The sequence below is a fragment of the Streptomyces sp. ME19-01-6 genome (assembly GCF_033793745.1).
Classification (GTDB): domain Bacteria; phylum Actinomycetota; class Actinomycetes; order Streptomycetales; family Streptomycetaceae; genus Streptomyces.
In genome coordinates, this window is record NZ_JARAXF010000001.1 from 796,716 (window position 1) to 803,699 (window position 6,984).

The window sequence follows — 6,984 nt, forward strand, 5'->3', positions numbered from 1 at the left end:
TCGTGGACTCCGTAGGACGAGGAGGTGCCCATGGGGGACACGACGGCGGACCGGGACGAGGAGTTCCGGGAGTTCGTCACCACGCGATGGCCGCGGCTGCTGCGCACCGCGTATCTGCTCTGCGGTGAGCAGCACACGGCCGAGGACCTGGTCCAGTCGGCCCTGGTCCGCGTCTATGTCGCATGGCGACGGGTCCGCGCAGCGGACGAGCCGGACGCCTACGTACGCCGCGTCCTCGTCAACGAGCACGCGCGGCGGCACCGCAGAAAGCTGAAGGAGCTCCTGACCCTCGGCCCGGACGACACGGCCGGCTGGCAGCTGCCCGACCGGGACCGGATCACCCTGGCCGACGACCGGGAGATGCTGCGCCACGCCCTGGCGCGGCTCCCGCCCCGGCAGCGCCAGGCCGTGGTCCTGCGGTACTGGGAGGACCTCAGCGAGTCACAGGTCGCGGTCGCCATGGGCTGCTCGGTCGGAACGGTCAAGAGTCAGGCGGCGAAGGGGCTGGCGAAGCTGCGGGCCGCGCTGGCGCGCGAAGACGTGACCGCGGGTCACGGGGAGGTGCGATGAACAGGGAGTCGTGGTACGTGGAGCCCGAGCACCGGAGGGATGGGAGCCGGGAAGCGGCTGAACTGGCGGGCCGGCTGGCCACGGTCGCGGACGAGGTGACCATCGGCCCCGCGCCCTACCCGGACGTGGTCCGCGACGGCCGCCGGCGCAGGGCACGCCGCCGGGCCGGGGCCACCGCCCTTGCGGTCGCGGCCGTGCTGGCGGCCGGAGGCCTGGGCCTGGGGCAGTCCGGCGACCTCGGCCAGGGAGGGACGGCGACGGCCGGCGCCGCCCCGGCGTTGGCGCCGGGCGCGCTGCAGCCGGTCACGACCGTGGTCGGCAAGGGGAAGGTCGACGGTACGCCGTGGCAGGTCTCGGTCACCGTCTACGGGCCCGCGCGGAACAAGGGGGAGGCGCATCGCCAGTACGACCTGGCGATGCGCCGGGGGGACGCCTACCCGCTGCTGGACGGCAAGTGGGAGGGGAAGTACCCGAAGACCCTGCGCATCGGCGTGACCTGGTTCTCCACCCGGGTGACCGAGGGCACGGGGAAGCCGCGGAGGATGGCGGACTGGGTGTCGCCGAAGCCCGGCAAGGGAGAGACGCTGCTGGGCGGCTCGTATCAGCACCAGGGCGCCGAGGCCGGTCCGGTGGGCCTGGCGTGGCTGGCGCCGAAGGTGAAGCGCGTGGTGGTCCACTGGAAGGACGGTTCGACCGATGAGCCGAAGGTGGTCCCGGTGAAGGGCACCGACGTTCGCTGGATCGTGAGCGAGCGCCCGGCCCACGGGGTGCCGGACCATTTCATCGACCTCTACGACGCCAAGGGAAAGCGGACGCGGATGGGGCCCGCCGTGCGGCTGGAGGACCTGGAGAAGAATCCGGCGGTCCAGAAGAAGCAGCTGGAGAAGAAGCGGCCGGCGGTCGTGACGAAGGAGCAGCTGAAGGCCGTGACGAGGACAAGTTGGGGGACATCGGTGAAGATCACCGGCCTGAGGTGACGGGGCGGGCGGCCCCGCGGGGCGACCGCGGGGCACGCCGCGGGGCACGCCGCGGGGCCGCCCGGGCCCGCCGTCACAGCCAGCCGTTCTGGCGCGCCGCCCGCACCGCCTCCATGCGGTTGCGGGTCTGGGTCTTGCCGATGGCCGATGACAGGTAGTTGCGGACGGTGGCGGGCGACAGATGGACCTTGGCGGCGATGTCGGAGACGGTCGCCCCGTCCACCGCCGCCGTCAGCACGTCCCGCTCACGCGGCGTCAGCGGGTTGGGGCCCGCGCTCAGGGCGGCCGCGGCCAGGCCCGGGTCGATGACCCGCTCGCCCGCGAGCACCCGGCGGACCGCGACGGCCAGCTCCTCGACCGGCCCGTCCTTGACCAGGAACCCGGAGGCCCCCGCCTCCATCGCGCGGCGCAGATAGCCGGGGCGGCCGAAGGTGGTCAGGATCAGCACATGGCAGTCCGGGAGTGCCTTGCGCAGCGCGGCGGCGGCGTCCAGGCCGCTGAGGCCCGGGAGTTCGATGTCGAGGAGGGCCACGTCCGGCCGCGTCTCGAGCGCGCGGGGCACGATCTCGTCGCCGTCGCCGACCTGCGCAACGATCTCGAAGTCGGGCTCCAGACCGAGCAGCAGGGCCAGCGCGCCCCGCATCATGCCCTGGTCCTCGGCGAGCAGTAGCTTGATCACGCCGGGCGGACCTCCTTGACGTCCATCGGATCCTTGACCCCGTCTTCCCCGTCTGACTCGTTGTCCCCGTCGTCCCCGTCGTCCCCGTCGTCCCCGTCGTCCCCGTTGTCCTCGTTGCCCCCGTCCACCGGCAGCGCCGCCGCGAGCCGGAAGCCACGGCGCCCGGCCGGTCCGGACTCCAGCGAGCCGCCCGCCGCGGCCAGCCGCTCGGCCAGGCCCTTGAGGCCCGTACCTCCCGTTCCGGCGGACACGGTCGTACCGGCGGAACGGGAGCCTACGCCGTTTCCGTCGTCGACGATCTCCAGACGCACCTGATCGGCCTGCTGAAGGACCTCGATCTCGCACCGGCCCGCCCTGCTGTGCCGCACCACATTGGTGACCCCCTCGCGGACCACCCAGCCCAGCAGCGCCTCGGCCTGCGGGGGCAGCGGCGGCCCCGAACGGCGGACGACGGAGTCGATGCCCGAGGCGTCGAGCAGCGAGCGGGCCCGGTCCAGCTCCGTCGCCAGGCTGCCCTCGCGGTAGCCGGTGACAGCTTCCCGGATCTCGGTGAGGGCCTGGCGGCCGACGGCCTCGATGTCGGCGGCCTGGCCCAGCGCGGCGTCCAGGTCGCGCGGGGCGAGGCGGCGTACGGCCTCGGCCTTGACCACCACGACGGACATGGTGTGGCCCAGCAGGTCGTGCAGGTCGCGGGAGAAGCGCAGCCGCTCCTTCTCGACGGCGCTGCGGGCCAGCTCCTGGCGGGTCGCGCGCAGCTCGGCGACGGTGTCGAAGAGCGACAGGATCGCCGCCGTGACCAGGCCGGACATGACCGTTCCGTAGGCGACCGTCAGCGCGTCGTCCGCGCCGCCGCGCCAGCCGGAGACGATTCCGGCGGAGGCCGCGTACCCCAGCAGCAGCGGCCCCAGCCGGCGGCGGCGGACCACGATGCCGGTGGCCAGCGACAGCAGCGGGAAGCAGAGCAGCCAGTTGCCGGCGTAGCCGATGGACAGGGCGTAGGTGACGGCGGCCAGCCCGGCGAGCGAGCCGATGCACAGCGGGGTGTGGCGGCGCCGCTTGTCGAGGCCGGTGTAGACCGCGGTGGCGTACAGCGCGCAGAAGGCGGCCACCCCGGCGGCGCCGAGCCACGGCAGTGGGGTCTTCCCCCGGATCAGGTCCTGGACGTCACCTGTGAGCATGAAGAGCCAGGGCAGGAAGGCGTGTGGGCCGGGCGGCTTGCGGCGCTCGATATCAGTGGTACTCGCAGGCATGGTCAGAGATTACGGAAGTCGTCGGTGAGCAGGGCAGACCCGGTTGTCAGGGTCCGGACGGTGACATTTGTCCCGGGTGGGCGCGAAGGGGCGGGCACCCGATCTGACAAACCGTCAGCGGTCTTCCCAGTGCATGGGGATTGGGCTATACAGGGGGCCATCGGCTAGAACGCGTTCCAGTGTCGATACGCGGCTCCGCCGCGCGGGCTGCCGTACGTGCCCGCACGCGCCCGTACGCGGAACCGGCAGAGGCCGACCAGTTACGACCCCGGCGCGGCCGACGGTGCGGACGGGCGGGCCGGGGTCTTCCACACCGTGGCGAGGAGTGCTCTCAGCAATGCCCATCGACGCCGCCAAGGCCGTCTCGGCCGAACCCAGGACGACGGCTCTGACCTGGGGCCACAAGGACATCCAGCTCTACCACCTGGGCGTGGGGGCGGGCATCCCGGCCACCGACCCCGACGAGCTCCGCTACACCCTCGAGAGCAAGCTGCACGTTCTCCCCAGCTTCGCGACGGTCGCGGGCGGCGGCATGGCGCTGGCCGGCGGCCTGAGCGCCCCCGGCGTCGACGTCGACCTCGCCGCCGTCCTGCACGGCGGCCAGACCATCGCGCTGCACCGGCCCATCCCGCTCGCCGGGGACGCCACCCAGACGTCCAAGGTCGCCGCCGTCTACGACAAGGGCAAGGCCGCGGTCATCGTGCTGCGCAGCGACGTCGCCGACGCGGACGGGCCGCTGTGGACCTGCGACACCCGGATCTTCGTACGCGGAGAGGGCGGTTTCGGCGGCGAACGTGGACCCGCCGACCGGATCGAGCCCCCCGCCCGCGAGCCCGACCTGACTGTCGAGCGCCCGATCCGCGAGGACCAGGCGCTGCTCTACCGCCTCTCCGGGGACTGGAACCCGCTCCACGCCGACCCCGAGTTCGCCAAGGTCGCGGGCTTCGACCGGCCGATTCTGCATGGCCTGTGCTCGTACGGGATCGCGCTCAAGGCCGTCGTGGACACCGCCCTGGGCGGTGACGTCGCCCGCGTCCGCTCGTACACCACGCGGTTCGCCGGAGTCGTCTTCCCCGGCGAGACGCTGCGCATCCGGATGTGGCGGGACTCCGGCGCGCCGGGCCGCGTCCAGGTGCTGGCCACGGCCGTTGAACGGGACGACGCGCCGGTCCTGACCGACACGGTCGTCGAGCACACCGCCGAGCACGACTGAGAAGCAGACCTCGCACCGACGAGAGGAGCCGCTGTGCGCGCAGCCGTACTGCACGAGACAGGGCAGGACAAGCTCGAAGTCCTGGACGACATGGAGGCGGTGGGCTTCGGCCCGGGAAAGGTCAGACTGCGCGTCAAGGCCACCGGGCTGTGCCACTCCGACCTGTCCGCCATGAGCGGCGTACTGCCCCAGCCCGGGCCCTTCGTCCCCGGTCACGAGGGCGCCGGCGAGATCGTCGAGGTGGGGGAGGGGGTGACCGGCCTGAGCGCGGGCGACCGGGCGCTGGTGTGCTGGCTGCCCGCCTGCGGCTCCTGTCCGGCCTGCGAGCGCGGCCAGTCCCACCTGTGCCTGAGCGGCTTCATGAACGCCGGCATCCCCAACTTCAAGCGCCCCGGCGGCGCCCCGGAAGACATCTTCGGCTTCGCCGGGACCGGCACCTTCGCCGAAGAGGTCGTCCTGCCCGCGCAGTGCGCCGTGCCGATCCCGGATGACGTGCCGTACGACATCGCGGCCCTCATCGGCTGCGGGGTGACCACGGGGCTCGGCGCGGCCCTCAACACGGCCGAGGTCGAGGCGGGCTCCTCGGTCGCGGTCATCGGCTGCGGCGGCGTGGGCATCAGCGCGATCCAGGGAGCCCGGGCGGCGGGCGCCGCGCAGATCGTCGCCGTCGACCCGGTCGAGCCGCGGCGCGCGGCGGGCTTACGCTTCGGCGCCACGGAAGCGGTCGCGCCCGAGGGCCTGGACGACGCCAAGAACCGCGTCACGTCGGGTGAGGGCTTCGACTACGTGTTCGAGGTCGTCGGCAGGTCCGCCACCGCCCGCACGGCCTACGAGGCGACGCGGCGCGGCGGCACGCTGTGCGTGGTCGGGGCGGGGGCGGTGGACGACTTCCTGCAACTCAGCATGTTCGAGCTGTTCTTCGACGAGAAGCGGATCCTGCCCTCGCTGTACGGCGGCGGCGATGTGCTCCGCTCGTACCGGCGGGCCGTCGCGCTGTGGCGGGCGGGCCGGATCGACCTCGAAGGGCTCATCACCCACCGCGTGCGGCTCACCGAGATCAACGACGCGCTGGACCAGATGCGGACGGGCGAGGCGCTGCGCACCTGCATCCAGGTCTGACATTCGGACACCGAGCCCCGGGAGGACGTTCATGCCGAACATGCCGCTTGCGGGAAAGACCGCGATCGTCACCGGCGCCGGGCGGGGTCTCGGCCGCGCCGAGGCCCTGGAGCTGGCACGCCTGGGCGCCGCTGTCGTCGTCAACGACTTCGGCCGCCCCGGACGCGACGGCTCGGGCGAGGCGTCAGCCGCCCCCGCCGAGGCGGTCGCGCAGGAGATCCGGGCGGCGGGCGGACACGCCACGGCCCACGTCGGGGACGTGGCCGACTTCGAGCAGGCGGCCGAGCTGGTACGGCTCGCGGTCGACACCTACGGCGCGCTCGACATCCTGGTCAACAACGCGGGCATCCTGCGGGACCGGATGGTCTTCTCGATGACCGAGGACGAGTGGGACTCCGTCATCCGCGTCCACCTCAAGGGCCACTTCAACATGACCCGCTTCGCCGCCGCCCACTGGCGGGAGCGCTCCAAGGCGGCGGACGGCGGCCCGGTCGGCGGCCGGATCGTGAACACCTCCTCCGAGGCGTTCCTCGCCGGCTCCCCGGGCCAGCCGAACTACGCCGCGGCCAAAGGCGGCATCGTCGGGCTGACCACCTCCACGGCCGCGGCGCTCGCCAAATACGGCGTGACGGCCAACGTCATCTGCCCGCGCGCCCGCACCCGGATGACCGAGGACGTCTTCGCCGGCCTCGAACCCCCCGCCGACGGCACCCTCGACGCGCTCGCACCCGAACACGTCGCCCCGCTCGTCGGCTACCTGGCGGCTCCGGAGGCGGCGGGGGTGAGCGGGCAGGTCTTCGTCGTCCACGGTGGGATGGTCGCCGTCCTGGAGCGGCCGAAGGTGGCGCTGAAGGTGGACACGGAGAAGGAGGCCTTCACCTTCGACGAGTTGGACGGTGCCCTGACCCCGTACTTCGCCGGTCGGCCACGGGGGGAGACCTTCGCGGCGGTGGAGGTGCTGGGGCTCAAGCGGGCGTAGGGAGCATCGAGCGGCTGTCGCATCCCAACCAACCAAGACGGAGGTGTCGAACTGCTGCTGGTGGAGTGTGTATGAGTGTGTATGGCATGACTCTGGTTGCGTTATGATCTTCGCGTGAATCTGACTGAGTGGGCGCGAGCGCAGGGGATCAGTCCCCACACTGCGTATCGCTGGTTCAGGAACGGGACACTGCCGGT

General features: G+C 72.6%; 7 protein-coding genes. 5 read left to right on the forward strand and 2 right to left on the reverse strand.

Annotated elements, in window-relative coordinates; translation table 11 throughout:
* Positions 1-30 precede the first annotated feature (30 nt).
* Together PV419_RS03740 and PV419_RS03745 are read left to right on the forward strand one after the other, a co-directional pair.
* Positions 31-570, forward strand: a complete 540-nt coding sequence (locus tag PV419_RS03740; protein WP_319686165.1) for a SigE family RNA polymerase sigma factor — start codon at positions 31-33, stop codon at positions 568-570.
* Positions 567-1,547, forward strand: a complete 981-nt coding sequence (locus PV419_RS03745; RefSeq protein ID WP_319686166.1) for a hypothetical protein — start codon at positions 567-569, stop codon at positions 1,545-1,547. The genes PV419_RS03740 and PV419_RS03745 overlap by 4 nt, the downstream gene beginning before the upstream one ends.
* A gap of 73 nt (positions 1,548-1,620) precedes the next feature.
* On the opposite strand, the gene PV419_RS03750 is transcribed toward PV419_RS03745, so the two are convergent.
* Both PV419_RS03750 and PV419_RS03755 read right to left on the reverse strand, forming a co-directional pair.
* Positions 1,621-2,226, reverse strand: coding sequence for a response regulator transcription factor (locus PV419_RS03750; protein WP_319686167.1), 606 nt, complete (start codon positions 2,224-2,226; stop codon positions 1,621-1,623).
* On the reverse strand, positions 2,223-3,476 hold the full coding sequence (locus PV419_RS03755) for a sensor histidine kinase (protein WP_319686168.1): 1,254 nt from the start codon (positions 3,474-3,476) through the stop codon (positions 2,223-2,225). Before PV419_RS03755 ends, PV419_RS03750 begins: the two co-directional genes overlap by 4 nt.
* 337 nt (positions 3,477-3,813) lie before the next feature.
* Here PV419_RS03755 and PV419_RS03760 point away from each other — a divergent pair, with 337 nt between their 5' ends.
* The 3 genes from PV419_RS03760 to PV419_RS03770 are packed head-to-tail and all read left to right on the forward strand — an operon-like array spanning position 3,814 to position 6,787.
* The gene (locus PV419_RS03760; protein ID WP_319686169.1) at positions 3,814-4,689 is read left to right on the forward strand and encodes a MaoC/PaaZ C-terminal domain-containing protein; all 876 of its coding nucleotides are present in this window, start codon (positions 3,814-3,816) and stop codon (positions 4,687-4,689) included.
* Between the two features lie 33 nt (positions 4,690-4,722).
* Positions 4,723-5,808 carry a Zn-dependent alcohol dehydrogenase gene (locus tag PV419_RS03765; RefSeq protein WP_319686170.1) on the forward strand — a complete coding sequence of 362 codons (1,086 nt, stop codon included), beginning with the start codon at positions 4,723-4,725 and terminating at the stop codon, positions 5,806-5,808.
* Between the two features lie 40 nt (positions 5,809-5,848).
* Positions 5,849-6,787, forward strand: coding sequence for a 3-oxoacyl-ACP reductase (locus tag PV419_RS03770; RefSeq protein ID WP_415925223.1), 939 nt, complete (start codon positions 5,849-5,851; stop codon positions 6,785-6,787).
* Positions 6,788-6,984: the final 197 nt, after the last annotated feature.